Annotated in this window: 14 protein-coding genes; 4 read left to right on the top strand and 10 right to left on the bottom strand. The window is 72.7% G+C overall.

The genetic code is table 11. The annotated features are described in order from the left end of the window. Positions 1-72: 72 nt before the first annotated feature. Both ACFV9W_RS11040 and ACFV9W_RS11035 read left to right on the top strand, forming a co-directional pair. Positions 73-2,406, top strand: a complete 2,334-nt coding sequence (locus ACFV9W_RS11040) for a DHA2 family efflux MFS transporter permease subunit (RefSeq protein WP_385757969.1) — start codon at positions 73-75, stop codon at positions 2,404-2,406. Positions 2,407-2,548: 142 nt separating this feature from the next. Continuing rightward, on the top strand, positions 2,549-3,508 hold the full coding sequence (locus ACFV9W_RS11035; RefSeq protein ID WP_385757966.1) for an Lrp/AsnC family transcriptional regulator: 960 nt from the start codon (positions 2,549-2,551) through the stop codon (positions 3,506-3,508). Here the strand turns inward: ACFV9W_RS11035 and ACFV9W_RS11030 are convergent. From ACFV9W_RS11030 to ACFV9W_RS10985, 10 genes are all read right to left on the bottom strand, one after another. After that, entirely contained in the window at positions 3,486-4,763 is a 1,278-nt protein-coding gene (locus tag ACFV9W_RS11030; RefSeq protein WP_385757963.1) for an MFS transporter, read from the bottom strand. The two genes, ACFV9W_RS11035 and ACFV9W_RS11030, sit on opposite strands and share 23 nt — an antisense overlap. Positions 4,764-4,800: 37 nt before the next feature. Next, entirely contained in the window at positions 4,801-5,457 is a 657-nt protein-coding gene (locus ACFV9W_RS11025) for a GntR family transcriptional regulator (RefSeq protein ID WP_385757961.1), read from the bottom strand. 56 nt (positions 5,458-5,513) lie between these two features. Next, positions 5,514-6,167: an endonuclease gene (locus tag ACFV9W_RS11020; protein WP_385757958.1), complete on the bottom strand. Its 654-nt coding sequence runs from the start codon at positions 6,165-6,167 to the stop codon at positions 5,514-5,516. Further along, the gene (gene ligD, locus ACFV9W_RS11015) at positions 6,164-7,168 is read right to left on the bottom strand and encodes a non-homologous end-joining DNA ligase (RefSeq protein WP_385757955.1); all 1,005 of its coding nucleotides are present in this window, start codon (positions 7,166-7,168) and stop codon (positions 6,164-6,166) included. Before ligD ends, ACFV9W_RS11020 begins: the two co-directional genes overlap by 4 nt. Then, positions 7,165-7,779 (bottom strand): DNA polymerase ligase N-terminal domain-containing protein, encoded by a 615-nt coding sequence (locus ACFV9W_RS11010; protein ID WP_385757951.1) that lies wholly within the window; start codon positions 7,777-7,779, stop codon positions 7,165-7,167. The genes ligD and ACFV9W_RS11010 overlap by 4 nt, the downstream gene beginning before the upstream one ends. A gap of 85 nt (positions 7,780-7,864) precedes the next feature. Further along, on the bottom strand, positions 7,865-8,581 hold the full coding sequence (locus ACFV9W_RS11005; RefSeq protein WP_385757948.1) for an MIP family channel protein: 717 nt from the start codon (positions 8,579-8,581) through the stop codon (positions 7,865-7,867). A gap of 116 nt (positions 8,582-8,697) precedes the next feature. Beyond that, positions 8,698-9,255 carry a helix-turn-helix domain-containing protein gene (locus tag ACFV9W_RS11000; RefSeq protein ID WP_385757945.1) on the bottom strand — a complete coding sequence of 186 codons (558 nt, stop codon included), beginning with the start codon at positions 9,253-9,255 and terminating at the stop codon, positions 8,698-8,700. After that, the gene (locus ACFV9W_RS10995) at positions 9,252-10,763 is read right to left on the bottom strand and encodes an MFS transporter (protein ID WP_385757942.1); all 1,512 of its coding nucleotides are present in this window, start codon (positions 10,761-10,763) and stop codon (positions 9,252-9,254) included. Before ACFV9W_RS10995 ends, ACFV9W_RS11000 begins: the two co-directional genes overlap by 4 nt. Before the next feature lie 59 nt (positions 10,764-10,822). Further along, positions 10,823-11,866 carry a sensor histidine kinase gene (locus ACFV9W_RS10990; protein WP_385758156.1) on the bottom strand — a complete coding sequence of 348 codons (1,044 nt, stop codon included), beginning with the start codon at positions 11,864-11,866 and terminating at the stop codon, positions 10,823-10,825. Positions 11,867-11,921: 55 nt separating this feature from the next. After that, positions 11,922-12,611: a response regulator transcription factor gene (locus ACFV9W_RS10985; protein WP_385757939.1), complete on the bottom strand. Its 690-nt coding sequence runs from the start codon at positions 12,609-12,611 to the stop codon at positions 11,922-11,924. An 87-nt stretch (positions 12,612-12,698) separates the two neighbouring features. Between ACFV9W_RS10985 and ACFV9W_RS10980 the strand changes: the two genes are divergently transcribed. Both ACFV9W_RS10980 and ACFV9W_RS10975 read left to right on the top strand, forming a co-directional pair. Further along, positions 12,699-13,361, top strand: a complete 663-nt coding sequence (locus ACFV9W_RS10980; protein ID WP_385757936.1) for a M15 family metallopeptidase — start codon at positions 12,699-12,701, stop codon at positions 13,359-13,361. Positions 13,362-13,381: 20 nt separating this feature from the next. Continuing rightward, entirely contained in the window at positions 13,382-14,380 is a 999-nt protein-coding gene (locus ACFV9W_RS10975; protein WP_385758153.1) for an endonuclease/exonuclease/phosphatase family protein, read from the top strand. Positions 14,381-14,490: the final 110 nt, after the last annotated feature.

Below are 14,490 nucleotides of genomic sequence, written 5' to 3'. Positions count from 1 at the left end.
CCGCCCGAGGACGGAGGGTGCTCCAGGTCGGAAAGTCGAGCGCGGCGCGCGGCGTCGCAGGAGAGGGTCTTCGTGAACGTGGCGACAACGGCGAACGGAACACAGGAGCGGCGGGCCGTCACCCTCGTCATGGCCTGTGTCGGGGTGTTCGTCGCCTATCTGCCGGTGACCTCCGTGTCGGTGAGTCTCCCGGCGATCCAGCGCGCGCTGGGCGCGTCGACATCCGAGCTGTCCTGGGTGTCCGACGCGTTCGTGCTGCCGATGGCGGCGCTCATCCTGACGGCGGGCGTGTTCGGCGATGTGCACGGGCGCAAGAAGGTGTTCCAGGCGGGCCTGGGGTTCACCGCCGTCGGCGCCGCGACGGCGCTGTGCGCGCAGTCGGTCGAGGTGGTCTGGGCCGGTCAGGCGCTGGCGGGGATCGGTGCGGCGGCTCTGCTGCCGACGACGCTGGCGATGATCAGCCAGGCGGTGCCCGATCCGCGTGAGCGCGGCAAGTTCGTCGGCCTGTGGGCCTCGTCCCTGATGGCGGCGCTCGCGGTCGGGCCGCTGATCTCCGGTGTGATCCTGGCCCACCAGGAGTGGCGCTGGATCTATCTGCCGTCCATACCCGTGGCACTGCTCGCCATGGCGGTCGCCGCCCGGCTGGTGACGGACTCCCGCGCCCCGCACGCGCGGGCGCTCGACTGGCCGGGGCAGATCACCGCCACGGTCACCATCACGGCTCTCGTGTACGGGGTGATCGAGGGCGGCGCCGGCTCCTTCACGGACACCCGGGTGCTGGTCGCTCTCGCACTGGCCGTGGTCGGCCTGATCGCCTTCGTCATCTTCGAGCGGCGCAGCGCGAGTCCGATGCTCGACCTGAAGCTCTTCCGCAGCGCGGGATTCAGCGCGACGAGCCTGATCGCGATGATCACCTTCATGGGGCTCATCGGGTTCTTCTTCGTACTCAGCCTCTACTTCGGGACGGTGCAGCAGCTCGACACCCTCGACGCCGGGTACCGGCTGCTGATGGTGACCGGGGTGTGCTTCTTCGTCGGCCCGGTGGCCGGGCGTGTGATGCATCGGATCTCACCGCGTGTGCTGATCACCGTCGGTCTGCTGTGCGCGGCGGGCGCGCTGTTCTCACTGACGTCGCTGACCGCCCACACCTCGTTCGGGCCGATGGCCTGGCGGCTCGCCCTGCTCGGGCTCGGCATGGGTCTCGTCGTCACCCCGATGACGGCGACCGCCGTGTCCTCGGTGCCGCACCACCTGGCGGGCATGGCCGCGGCGGGCAACAACGCGCTGCGGCAGGTGGGCGGCGCGCTCGGTCCCGCGATCCTCGGCGCGCTCCTCACGTCGAAGTCCACGGGTTCGCTGGGCGAGCACCTGGCCGATGCCGGGGTCACCGGGTCCGCCGCTGAGCGGATCGTCGGTGCGGCCGAGGCGCAGGGGCTCGGGGCGGTCGCCCAGCTGGACCTCGGGGCGCAGCGCGGGCGGGCGCTCGGCGCGCTGTCCGAGTCGTTCCTCGACGGGATGCAGCTGTGCCTGATCGTGGCCGGTTCGCTGGCGGTGCTCGCGGCCCTGGTCGGAGCGGTGCTGCTGCGGCGTCCGAAGCCTGCGGCGCCCGCACCCGAGCCGGTCGAAGCGGTGGACGCTACTGAGCCCGCCCTGTCCGGCACCGTGCGCGACGCGGCGGGCGCGGGCCTCGCGGGTGCCGTGCTCACCCTCATCTCGCCCACCGGCCGGCAGCTCGCGCGCGCCGTCGCGGGGGCGGACGGGGCCTACCGCGTGGCCGTTCCCGGGCCCGGCGCCCACGTGCTGATCACGACGGCGGACGGCCACCACCCGCACGCGTCGAACCTGGTGCTCGCCGATCGCCCGGCCGAGCACGACATCCTGCTGTCCGGCGCGGGCAGCATGACCGGCAAGGTCGTCGGCGCCGATGACACCCTCCCCGTCGCGGACGCCGTCGTCACGGTGACGGACGCCCGCGGCGACGTCCTGGCGACCGGCATCACCGACGCCGCGGGGAGCTACGTCTTCGGGGACATCGCCGAGGGCGAGATCACGATCTCCGTGGCCGCCGAGGGCTTCCGGCCCACCGCGGTCGCGGCGCGGGCCGCCAAGTCCGCCACCGTCCAGCCGGACATCGCGCTGCGGCCCGGTGTCCGTCTCCAGGGCCGGATCCGTACGAAGGCGGAGCTGCGGCCGCTGTCCGACGCGCGCGTCACTCTGCTGGACGCGGCCGGGAACGTCGTGGGCACCTCGACCACCGGCTCGGACGGCGCGTACGCCTTCGGCGACCTGGACGCGGGCGAGTACTCGCTGGTCGCCACGGGATACCCGGCCTCGACCCGGACCGTGTCCGTGAACGGCCGCGCGGTGGAGGCCCTCGACCTGGACCTGGCGCACCCGCAGGGCTGAGGGGAAGGCGTCGAGCCCGGGACCGCGTCAGGCGGTCCCGGGCTCTCGCGCTTCCGGACGATGCCGCCGCCCGCCTCCCCTCCCGGCTCCTTTACGATCACGCGTAGGCCCATACGTCACGACAACGCCCCCGGAGCCGCACGTGCTCGACGCACTCGACCTGCAGTTGCTGCAGGCGCTGCAGCTCGACGGGCGGGCAGCCTTCAGCCGGATCGCGGCCGTCCTCGGCGTCTCCGACCAGACCGTCGCCCGGCGTTTTCGCCGGCTGCGCCAGAGCGTGGGACTGCGGGTCATCGGCGTCACCGACGAGGCGCTGCTGGGGCGCAGCAGCTGGCTGGTGCGGCTGCGCTGCGCCCCGGAAGGCGCGGAGCAGTTGGCGGGGGCGCTCGCGCGGCGCCCCGACACGTCGTACGTGGGGCTGCTCTCCGGCGGCACGGAAGTGCTGTGCTCGATCAAGCCGCGCGGCGGCCAGGAGGACGAACTCCTGCTGGCCCGGCTCCAGCGCACGCCCCTCGTCACCTCGGCGACCGCGCAGTGCGTGCTGCACCCCTTCTACGGCGGCCCGGTCGGCTGGCTCAACAAGATCAACGCGCTGGACGCGGAGCAGGAGGCTGCGCTGCGGGCGCCGGCCGCCGAACCTTCCGCTCCCCCGCCGGTCCCCGACGAGGTCGACGAGACGCTCCTCGCGCTGCTGCGCCGGGACGGCCGGGTGGCACTGACCGAACTCCAGGCCGCCACGGGACAGTCGGAGTCGGTCGTCAAGCGGCGCCTGGACCGGTTGCGTGCGAGCGGTGTCCTCTACTTCGACGTGCAGCACACCCACGAACTGCTCGGCCGCTCGGTCATGGCGGCACTGTGGCTGACCGTCGCCCCCTCCGCGCTCGCCTCGGTGGGCGAGTCGCTCGCGGCGCACCCGGAGGTGCGGTTCGCGGCGGCGGTGACCGGGGTGGCCGGGGTGTTCGCCGCGACGGTGCACCGCGACACCCGCGAGCTGTACACGTACGTGAGCGAGGGCATCGGGGCGCTCTCCGGCGTGCGGTCCGTGGAGAGCGCCCTGTTCGTGCGTCAGGTCAAGCAGCTCACGTACGAGCCGGGGCGCTGACCTCCCGCGTGGCGCGCCCGCCGACCGTGACAAGGACGAGGCAGCCGAGGGCGACGAGGGCGATCCCGGCGAGCATCACCGAGTAGGGCAGCCACGCCGACAGCGTCGCGAGGACGGTGGGCAGCAGGAACCCGGCGTAGGCGAGCGTGTAGTAGATGCCGGTCAGGCCCGCGAGGTCGTCCGGGCCCGCCATCCGCTGGATCTCCAGGAGCCCGGAGACGACGGCGATGCCGTATCCGGCGCCGAGCGCGACGGCGGCGGCCCCGGCCAGCCACGGTGACAGTACGGCGGCGTTGACGGCGCACAGCACGGTGCCGAGCAGCATCACCGACATGGCCGCGACCGGCGCCCGGCCGCCGTGGGAGCCCTTGCGGCCGTCGAGCCACTTGGCCAGCGGCTGCACGGCGGCGCCGGTGCCCAGGGTCAGGACCGTGAGCGCGGTCGCGTAGGCGAGGCCCCAGTGCCCGACCCGGTTGTCGACGAGCTGGGGCATGACCGCGTAGGCGAGCCCGGCGGCGCCGAACACCCAGGGCGCCATCGGGAGCACCACCCAGCGGAAGCGGCGGCGGGCCGGGGCCGGGATGCGCAGGTCCGCGGCGAGTGCCCCGAGCAGCTCCCGCAGCGAGCCCGCCGCGCCGCGCACCGCGGTCCGCGTCTCGGGGACGCGCAGCAGGAGCACCGGGACCGCGGCGGTGAGCGCGATGTGGACGACGTACGGCGTCACCATCGGCCAGGGGCCCCACTGGGCGAGGGCGCCGGCGACGCCCGCGCCGAGGCCGAAGCCGGCCGTCTGGCACAGGGAGGCGCGGCGCGCGGCGGCCCCGGCGTCCGCTCCGGTCGACAGTTCCTTGACCCAGCTGCTGCCCACCGCCATGGCGATGCCGACGGCGACGCCGGTCATCAGGCGGCCGACGTAGATGGGCCAGGCGCTGTGTTCGCCGAAGCACAGGACGAGGCTCGCGAGGATGGAGGCGACTGCCCCGGCGATCATCACGGGGCGTCGGCCGCGCCGGTCGGATATCGGCCCGGCGAGCAGCAGGCCGGGAACCAGACCGACCACGTACGCGCCGAGGAATGCGTCGACGCTGAGCGTCGAATAGCCGCCGAGTTCGCGGTACATGAGCAGGAGCGGCGTGAACTGGTTGCCGCCCCAGCCGCAGACGAACATGGCCGCGGCGACGGTCCGCCACTGGCCGGGGCGGACGGGAGCAGCCGCTGAGGGGGCCGGCTGCGGGGTGGTGTGCGTGTCGAGCATCGTGAGGGCAGGGCTCTTTCAGAGGTGGGGGGTGTGTTCAGTACTGGGGGCCGTGCGTCGCGGCGAGGTGGGCGCGCAGTGCCTCGGCGAACGCGGCGCCGTCCCGGGCGCGGAGGTGGCCGAGCAGCGCTTCGTGCTCGTCGGCGAGGCCGGGCAGCCGCTCGGGGCGGTGGCCGAGCGCGGAGACGCTCATGCGGCGCTGCCGGTCGCCGAGGGTCTCGTAGAAGCGGGCGGCGATCGCGTTCCCCGAGGCCTCGACGACGCCCCGGTGAAAGGCCTCGTCGGCCACGGCGAAGGCGCGTACGTCCCCTTCTGCCGCCAACTCCCGCTGGCGGGCGATCAGTTCACGCAGCCGCTCCTCGTCCTCGGCGGCGAGTCCGGCGCGTGCGATGCGTTCGGCGGCGGACTGCTCGACGGCCTGCCGCATCTCCAGCACGTCCGCCGCCTCCCCCGGCGGGACGGGCACGACGACGGCCCCGCGCTTGGGGTGCAGCCTCAGCAGTTCCTCGGACTCGAGCCGCAGGAACGCCTCCCGTACGGGGGTCCGGCTGACCTGCACGCGCTCGGCGATCTCGCCCTCGCTGATGAGGCTGCCGCCGGGCAGCTCACCGGTGAGGATCAGCTCTTTGGTGACGGCGTAGACCGTGGTGGCCGCCGACGTCGGTTTCGTCTGCTGAGGCTGGGTCCGGGGCATGTGTGGACCCTAGCAGGCATAGATACAACCTTGTATCTATGCCCCCCTGTCGGCTGTCAGGCCGCCCGCTCCAGGCAGTTCTCCACCACGTGCTTGTCGAGCGCGGCCCGCACCAGGGCCGCCGACAGTTCGGCGCGCGGGGTGTCTCCGGCGAGCCGGGTCAGGGTGGTGGGGTCCTTCGGGAGGCCCAGGCGTTCCGCGCCCTGGAGGGTCTTGGCGTCCAGGAACGGGGCGTACTCCGGCCAGATGTCCTGGACCTCGCGCAGGAAGATGCTCGCGCCGGTCGGGCCGAGGCCGGGGGTGCGGCGGAGCAGGGAGCGCATCGCGGATTCGTCGCCGTCCGCCTGCTCGCGCATCCCGCGCAGGTCGCCGTTCCAGTCGTCGAGCAGCATGCGAGCGCCGTCGCCGAGTTGGGTGGCGGTGCGTTCGTCGTAGCGGCGGTAGCCGCCCTCCCCCAGCGCGTCGACGCGCTGCTGCCAGGGCGCGTCGGCCATGGAGCGCGGGTCGCGCAGGCCCGCGTCGTACAGGGCGCGGGTCGTGGCGACCGCGACCGAGGCGCGGATGCGGGCGCTGAGCAGGCTCGCGAGGACGAGCGTGCGGTAGAGGGGTTGCGGGGTGTTCTTGAGACGGATGCCCGCCTCGGCCGCGTAGGTCCTGCCCTCGCTGTCGAGGAGTTCGCGCAGGACCTTCTTGTCTCCGGCCGTGGTCACGTGTGCTCCCTGACGACGTCGGTGGGGTTCTTGTCGTCCCGCAGTCCCTGGTAGCGGGGGTGGCGCAGCATGCCGTCGCGGGTCCATTCGGAGAACTCGATCTGCGCGACGAGGCGTGGGCGCGCCCAGTGCGTGGCGCGTTCCGCGACGCGGTCGGTGAACGGGGAGCGCGGCTGCTGGAGTTCGTCGAGCCGATCGCGCAGCGCGCGGAGGGTGCGGCGGTCGAAGCCGGTGCCGACCTTGCCCGCGTAACGCAGCCGGTCGCCGTCGTAGTAGCCGATCAGCAGCGCGCCGATGCCCTCCCTGCTGCCCGTGGGTTCGGTGAAGCCGCCGACCACGAACTCCTGCCCGTGGGCGCACTTCAGCTTCAGCCAGTCCCCGGAGCGGCGCGGCTGGTACGTGCTGTCGGCGCGCTTGGCGATGAGCCCCTCCCAGCCGCGTCCGCAGGCGTCGGCGAGGAGTTCGGCGCCGCCTTCGTTGCGGTGGGTGCTGAAGCGGAGCGGGTCGGTGAAGGTGAGGGCCTGTCTGAGCAGGGACTTGCGGGTGCGCAGGGGCAGGCGGCGGACGTCCGTGCCGTCGACGCGCAGCAGGTCGAAGACGTAGTACTTCACCGCTACGGTGCTTGCCGCGACGTCCCGAGGCTTGGTCAAGCCCATGCGCTGCTGGAGGCGCGAGAAGTCGGTGCGGCCGTGCGCGTACGCGACGATCTCGCCGTCGACGGTGAAGTCCGCGGCGTCCTGCGCTTCGAGGGCTTCAACGATCTCGGGGTAGGTGGCGTCCAGGCGGCGGCCCGAGCGGGAGCGGATCGTGGTGCGGCCGTTCTCGCGGACGGCGAGGACGCGGATGCCGTCCAGCTTCCGTTCGAAGATCCAGCCCTTCGCGAACTCGCGGCGGTCGCTGAGCGTCGCCAGCATCGGGGAGGCCGCGAGTTCCACGCCGGGCGCCGCGTCGCGGACGCGTTTCGCCAGGTCGGGCGGGAGGGTGTCGAGGGGTCCTGTCATGTGTCGTCGCCGCCTTCGGCCTCCTCGGCGACCTGGCGCAGGGTGCGGCCGCTGCGGGCCGAGCGGGCGCGCCGGGGGTCGGGGGTGCCGCCGCTGCCGCCGGTTCCCTCGCGGACGAGGAGCCAGGTGTGTTTGTCCTCGCGGCCCTTGAAGCGGGTGAGCGCGTAGCGGCCGCGCAGTTTCTCGCCGTGCAGGTCGAAGGTGGCGTGGCCGTTCTCCAATGCCTCGTCGAACGGTACGGGCCGGTTCTTCTTGTCGTGAGCGGCCGGGCTGTAGGTGCCCTGGTCCCAGACGATGACGGTGCCGCCGCCGTACTCGTCGTGCGGGATGACACCTTCGAAGTCGCGGTAGTCGAGGGGGTGGTCCTCGGTGGGGAGGGCGAGCCGCTTGTCGTGGGGGTCGGTTGAGGGCCCCTTCGGGATCGACCAGGACTTGAGGACTCCGTCGACTTCGAGGCGGAAGTCGAAGTGCATGGTGCTCGCGTCGTGGATCTGCACCACGAACACCGGCTCCTCGCCGTCCCTGTCCGTGCCTTGTTCGCCGGACGGTTCGGCGGTGGCATCGAAGTTTCTCTTGCCGCGATAGGTGTCCAGCCGGTCCTTCCCGCTCACGGCCGCTCCCTTCGCTCGGGGTGGCTCCTGTTCCGCGGCGGCCGGGTACCCGTGATCGTCACGGGCACACGGCCGCCGTGATCGTTCAGGCCGCGGACGCCTCGTCGGCGATGGTGCGCTCCTCGCCCGTGGGGTGGGTGAGCTGGTGAACGAGGGCCGCGATCACGCCGCCGACCAGGGGCGCCACGATGAACAGCCAGAGCTGGGAGAGCGCGTCGCCGCCGGCGAAGATCGCCGGGCCGAGGCTGCGCGCCGGGTTGACGGACGTCCCCGTGAGCGGGATGCCGACCAGGTGGATCACGGCGAGGGCGATGCCGATGGGCAGTCCGTCGAAGCCGACGACGGCCACGCGGTGGGTCACGGCGAGCACCACGAACACGAGCAGGAAGGTGAGCACGACCTCGGCGAGGAACGCGCCACCGACGTTGATGTGCACGTCGGAGCGGTCGCCGTAGCCGTTGGAGCCGAACGCCCCCTTGGTCTGCAGGCCCGGCACCTGCTTGGCGAGCAGGAACAGCAGGGCCGCGCCGACGATGCCGCCGACGAACTGGGCGATCCAGTAGCGGACGGCGGTCGCCACGTCGATGCGGCGGGCGCAGAGCATGCCCAGCGTGACGGCCGGGTTGACGTGACAGCCGGAGATCGGGCCGAGGGCGTACGCCAGGGCGAGCAGCGTGAAGCCGAAGGCGAGGGCGATGCCGAGGGTGCCGATGAACTGGGCTCCCAGGACCGCTGATCCGACGGCGAAGAACACCAGCAGCAACGTGCCGAGGAATTCCGAAATGAGAGCTCGCGTCTGCATCTCCTGCATCTCCACCACCTCGAAAGTACGGTCAGTTACTTGCGAGGCTCACGTGCCTTGGCCGTCGGCGCAGAGTGAGGCGGTTTGAATACCGCCGGTCGGGTGAAAGGTGCGGGTCAGTCGCCGCCCCACGCCTCCAGGAGTACGCCGACGATCGCGTCGAGGTCGGCGTCCGCCAGGTCGTCGAAGGCGCCGGAGTGCCGGGCGAGGAGCACGCCCGCGACGGAGGCGACGAGGACGTCGGCGCGCAGTCCCGGCCGGTCACGCCCCTCGCGGGTGAAACGGGCGCGCAGTGGTTCGACGAGCCGGTCCTGGAGGGCGGCCCGGGCGGCGTCTTGCGCCGCCTGGTCGCTGGAGGACTGCACGGCGACGCGCAGCAGTGGCACCGGGCCGCGCCGCTCCGCGCGTTCGGCGACCTCGCGCAGGCGGGGCCCGGTGAGGAGGTCGTCCGGCGCGGTGTCGCCGTGTTCGGCGCGCAGTACCTCCACGTAGAGCAGGGCCTTGCTGCCGAAGTAGCGGGAGATGAGGGCGGCGTCGACGCCGGCGCGTTCGCCGATCTCGCGGATGGTGGTGCGGTCGTAGCCGCGCTCGGAGAACAGTTCGGTCGCCGCCCGCAGCAGTGCCTCGCGGCTGCGGGCGCTGTTGCGGCGCCGGTCGGGTGTCTCGCCGGTCATGTGCGGCTCGGTTCGGTGCGGGTCTCGGCGGTGCCGCCCGCCGCGACGCGGGAGGGGCGCGGGCGGGCGCCGCCCCGGGTGAGCGCGACGGCGATGACACCCGTCGCGAGGAACGCGGCGCAGCCCACGAGTCCGGCGTTGCGGTAGCCGTCGTCGGTGGGAAGGGGCGAGCCGAGCGGGGTGGAGGCCTGGAGGACGACGGCGCTGAGCGCGCTGCCGGTCGAATAGCCGATGTACTTCACGACCTGATTGAAACTCATCGCGCTGCCGGTCTCCGCCGCGGGCACGCCGCCGACGATGAGGCCGGGTGTGACGGCGAACGTGACGCCGACGCCGAGTCCGGCGAGCGCCATCATCGCGCCGATGCCCCACAGGCTGGAGCGGGCGAGCAGGAAGCAGACGAGCGAGCCGAGCGAGAGCAGGCAGCCGAGCGGCAGCATCCGGGCGGGCGTCGCGGCCCGGCCCATGGCCCGCACCAGGCGCCCGGTGACGAGGCTGGCCGCGGAGAACGGCACGAGCAGCAGGCCGGTGACGACGATGGAGGCGCCGAAGCCGTAGCCGCCGGACTCGGGGGTCTGCACGTAGCGGGTCACCAGGGAGATCAGCAGGTAGGTGCCGACGCCGCCGACCATGGTGGTCAGGTTGGCGACGAGGACGCCGCGGTCCTTGACGAGGCGGACGCGCACGAGGGGGTGTGTGGAGCGCAGCGAGTGCGCGATCCACCCGGCGAGGAGCACCACCGCGGCGACCGCGAGGGCCAGCAGTCGTACGGAGAGCCAGCCCCACCGCTCCCCCTCGGCGAGTGCGAGGAGCAGGGCCGCCATGCCGCCGGCGAGCAGCAGCGCGCCGGGGACGTCCATCGGGGTGCTGGGCCGGTGCGGAGGCTTGGGCACCACGATGAGCGCGGCGAGGAACGCGGCGGCCGCCGTGCCGAGCGCGAACCAGAATCCGGCGTACATGCCGAGGTACTCCGCGAACAGCCCGGTGATCGGGTAGCCGAGGCCGATGCCCGCCGCGGTGGTCAGCGACAGGGTCGTGACCGCCCCCCGTGCCTTCTCCGGCGGCAGCGCGTCGCGTGCGGTGGCGATGGCCAGCGGGACGAGGCCCATGCCGACGCCCTGCAAGGCCCGGCCCACCAGGAGGCAGGCGAACCCGATCGGCAGCGCCGCGAGCAGGCTGCCGACGAAGACGGCGGCGAGCCCACCGAGGATGACGCGCTTGCGGTGCGGCCCGTCGCCGAGCCGTCCCATGACGGGGGTCGCGATGGCGCCGACCAGCATGGTGACCGTGAGCGCCCACTGCGCGGTGGAGACGGCGACGTGGTCCTCGGCGGCGATGGTGGGGATCAGCGGCGCGCCGAGGCTGCTGACGACGGCCACCAGCATGCCAAGGCAGACCAGCACCGGCACGAGCGCGCGGGGGTGGCGAAGCGGCGGAGCGGGGCTTGGCGCGGGCGCTGATATGGAGGGCTGCAAGGTCTTCCCGTTCGTGTCATCAAGCGATGTCATCGCATGATGACACGGTGACCTGGGGTTATTGGCCCGATCAGCCCCTTCGGTGGCCGACCTCACATGCCGTCCGCCGGGAGTTCCACGGTGACGCGCAGGCCGCCGGAGGGGCGCGGCGCGAGGGTGAGTGTGCCGTCGTGGGCGCGGGCGATGGACTGGACGATGGCGAGGCCGAGGCCCACGCCCGCGTGGTCGCCGCGGATGCGTTCGGTGCCGCGCTGGAAGGGTTCGGTGAGGGTGGCGACCAGGTCCGGGGCCAGCGTCTCGCCGGTGTTCTCGACGGTGAGCACGGCCGTGCCGGGGCGGACGCCCGTGGTGACCCGCACGGTGCCCCGCACGGTGCCCCGCTCGGTGCCCCGCCCGGGCAGGTTGTGGACGATCGCGTTGTGCACGAGGTTCGTGGCCAGTTGCAGCAGCAGCGGCTGCGATCCGGACGCGCGGGCGATGTCGCCGCGGGTTTCGAGGGTGACGCCGTTCTTCTCCGCGAGCGGGAGGAGCGTTTCGGTGGCTTCCTCCGCCAGGAGGGACAGGTCGACGTCCTCGCGGGTGAAGGCGCGCTGTTCGGCGCGGCTGAGCAGGAGCAGCGCCTCGGTGAGGTCGATCGCGCGGGTGTTGACGGCGCTGAGCCGTTCGACGAGTTCCTTGGCGTCGCGGTCTGGGTCGGCGCGAGCGACGTCGAGGAGCGACTTCGACACGGCGAGCGGGGTGCGCAGTTCGTGGGAGGCGTTGGCGGCGAAGCGGCGCTGTTCGGCGACGTGGGCTTCGATCCGCGTGAGCATGGTGTCGAAGGCGTCGGCGAGTTCGCGGAATTCGTCCTGGGGGCCCGGCAGCCGGATGCGGTGGGAGAGCGAACCGGTCGCGGCCGTGCGGGTGGCGTCGGTGATGCGGTTCAAGGGGGCGAGCATGCGGCCGGCGAGGAGCCAGCCTCCGAGCAGGCCGAACACCAGGAGGAACACCGTCACTCCGGCTGCCAGCGGGGCGAACCCGCGCACGAAGGTGGTCCCCGGAGTCGCTCGCCAGGCTCCCTGCTCGTTGGTCTGCAGCCACCCCTCCCGGACGAAGAAGAACCCCACGGCGGTGAGCAGCAGGCCACCGGCGAGCATGAGGAATCCGGCGTAGCTCAGGGTGAGCTTGAGGCGGACGCTCGGTCCGCGCTTCCTAGGCACGGTCCCGGTCCTCGTCCTTGGGGCGCACATCGATGCGGTAGCCGACGCCCGGCACAGTAGCGATGATCCACGGCTCGCCGAGGCGCTTGCGCAGCGCGGAGACGGTGATGCGGACGGCGTTGGTGAACGGGTCGGCGTGCGCGTCCCACGCGCGCTCGAGAAGTTCCTCGGCGCTCACCACCCCGCCCTCGGCGGCCACGAGGACCTCGAGCACGGCGAACTGCTTCCTGGTCAGCGCGACGAACCGGCCGTCCCGGTAGACCTCTCTGCGGAACGGGTCGAGGCGCACGCCCGCGATCTCCCGTACCGGCGGCCGGCTGTGGCCGCGTCTGCGGTCGAGCGCGCGGAGCCTGAGTACGAGTTCCTGGAGCTCGAACGGCTTCGTCAGGTAGTCGTCCGCGCCCAGTTCGAATCCCGAGGCCTTGTCGTCGATGCGGTCGGCCGCGGTCAGCATGAGGATCGGCATGCCGCTGCCCGAGGCCACGATGCGGCCCGCGATCTCGTCCCCGGACGGTCCGGGGATGTCGCGGTCGAGGACGGCTATGTCGTACGTATTGACGCTCAGCAGATCCCAGGCGGTGTCCCCGTCCCCCGCGATGTCGGCGGCGATCGCCTCCAGGCGCAGCCCGTCGCGCACGGCCTCCGCCAGATACCGCTCGTCCTCAACAATCAGCACACGCATGTCCTTCACGCTACGAGTCGGCGTGTATCGGCGGCATATCGAAAAACGCAGACGTTGTGGCAACATCCCGCTGCGTTGACTGGCGGCATGACTCGCACACCCACGGCTCGCCGGACGCGTCCGCTGCTCCTCGCCATCGGCCTCGTCGTCGCCGCGGCGGTGATCGCCACAATCCTCGGCCTTCGCTCGCCCAGGACCTCGTCCGCCTCGCCGCCGACGAAGCCTCCTCCGACGCCCTCGTCCGCCTCGGTGCCCTCGGCGATGGCCTCGCGGGAGCGCGGCGGGCAGGACGCGGTGGGCGAGGCCGACGGCGTGGTGCCCGACGACGTGACGGTCTTCGACGACACCACCCCGGGCGTCGGCAGACTCGACCCGGAACTGCTCAAGGCCCTCCGCCAGGCCGCGTCGGACGCCTCCGACGACGGCGTCACGTTCTACGTCAACAGCGGCTGGCGCTCCCCCGAGTACCAGAACCGGCTGCTCGACGAGGCCGTCTCCGAGTACAGCTCCGAGGCCGAGGCCGCCCGATGGGTGGCGACCGCCGACACCTCACCGCACGTGTCGGGCGACGCGGTCGACCTCGGCCGCTCCGACGCGACGGCGTGGCTGTCCGCACACGGCGCCGCGTACGGGCTCTGCCGGATCTACGACAACGAACCCTGGCACTACGAACTCCGCCCCGAGGCCGCCGATCACGGCTGCCCGGACCCCTACGCCGACCCCACCGACGATCCGAGGATGCAGAAGTGACCGACAGCAAGCGCGTACGAATGAGCCGGTCGCTCCGTGCCCTCTCCCAGCCGGGCCCCTGGAAGCGCGGCCGGGTGCTCGCGACCCTCGCCCTGCTGCTCGGACTGCTTCTGCTGCTGCACGCGCGGGTCACGGACCGCGGGGGCATCGGCAGCCTGGTGGACACCTTCCTGCCGTGGTTCGGGCTTCTCGTGCCGGTGCTGCTCGTCGGGGCGCTGTGGCGGCGGTCGGCCGCCGCGGTGGTGGCGGTGCTGCTGCCGGCCGTGGTGTGGACGGGCCTGTTCGGCGGCGTGCTCGGCGACAAGGCGCAGGCGGCCGACAGTGACCTCACCGTCGTCAGCCACAACGTCGGCGCTGACAACCGCGATCCGGCGGGCACCGCCCGCGCCCTGGCGGCCTCCGGGGCCGATGTGCTCGCGCTCGAGGAGATCACAGCGCAGGCCCGGGGCACGTACGAGAAGGAGCTGGCGGCGGCGTATCCGCACCACACGGTGCTGGGCACGGTCGGGCTGTGGAGCAAGCTACCGATGTCGGACACCGAGCCGGTCGACCTCCAGCAGGACGTCGGGCCGCTGGGTGCCGCCAAGTCGGCTGCCGAGAAGCTGCCCTCCAACCGGGCGCTGCGCACCACGGTGACCACCGACGGCGGGCCGGTGGCGGTGTACGTGGCACACCTGGGCTCCGTGCGCGTGATGCCCAGGGGAGGCTTCTGGACGGACAGCCGGGACCGCAACGTACAGGCCCTGGCCAAGGCGATAGCGGCCGAGGACAACAAGCGGGTGGTGCTGCTCGGGGACCTCAACGGCACGATGGGCGACCGCGCGTTCGCCGGTCTCACCACACAGTTGGAGTCGGCGCAGGAGCAGGCGGGGGACGGCTTCGGCTTCAGCTATCCGGCGGACTTCCCGGTGGTGCGCATCGACCAGATCCTGGTCCGGGGCGGCTCTGCGGACCGCTCCTGGGTACTGCCGGCGACGGGCAGCGACCACCGGCCGGTGGCGGCCGGGATCAGTTGGTAGGCAACGGCGAGTGCCGGGCCCCGCATGGGGAGCCCGGCACTGGGTGGCCGCTTCGGAGCGGCCGGTCCCGGCCTGTCGGCGCGACCCGAGGACCGGCCGGGACGTTCGTG

Origin of the sequence: Streptomyces sp. NPDC059897 (assembly GCF_042730865.1) — a bacterium.
GTDB lineage: Bacteria > Actinomycetota > Actinomycetes > Streptomycetales > Streptomycetaceae > Streptomyces.
Note: the sequence above shows the minus strand (reverse complement) of the source record. Positions and strands in the feature narration are given on the sequence as shown.

Excerpts from the sequence above, each read along its gene's own strand:
- ACFV9W_RS11030 (WP_385757963.1), bottom strand. The coding sequence starts at position 4,763 with ATGCTCGACACGCACACCACCCCGCAGCCGGCCCCCTCAGCGGCTGCT.
- ACFV9W_RS11025 (WP_385757961.1), bottom strand. The coding sequence starts at position 5,457 with ATGCCCCGGACCCAGCCTCAGCAGACGAAACCGACGTCGGCGGCCACC.
- ligD (WP_385757955.1), bottom strand. The coding sequence starts at position 7,168 with ATGACAGGACCCCTCGACACCCTCCCGCCCGACCTGGCGAAACGCGTC.
- ACFV9W_RS11005 (WP_385757948.1), bottom strand. The coding sequence starts at position 8,581 with ATGCAGACGCGAGCTCTCATTTCGGAATTCCTCGGCACGTTGCTGCTG.
- ACFV9W_RS11000 (WP_385757945.1), bottom strand. The coding sequence starts at position 9,255 with ATGACCGGCGAGACACCCGACCGGCGCCGCAACAGCGCCCGCAGCCGC.
- ACFV9W_RS10995 (WP_385757942.1), bottom strand. The coding sequence starts at position 10,763 with ATGACATCGCTTGATGACACGAACGGGAAGACCTTGCAGCCCTCCATA.
- ACFV9W_RS10990 (WP_385758156.1), bottom strand. The coding sequence starts at position 11,866 with ATGCTCGCCGGTGGCCTGCTGCTCACCGCCGTGGGGTTCTTCTTCGTC.
- ACFV9W_RS10985 (WP_385757939.1), bottom strand. The coding sequence starts at position 12,611 with ATGCGTGTGCTGATTGTTGAGGACGAGCGGTATCTGGCGGAGGCCGTG.
- ACFV9W_RS10980 (WP_385757936.1), top strand. The coding sequence starts at position 12,699 with ATGACTCGCACACCCACGGCTCGCCGGACGCGTCCGCTGCTCCTCGCC.
- ACFV9W_RS10975 (WP_385758153.1), top strand. The coding sequence starts at position 13,382 with ATGAGCCGGTCGCTCCGTGCCCTCTCCCAGCCGGGCCCCTGGAAGCGC.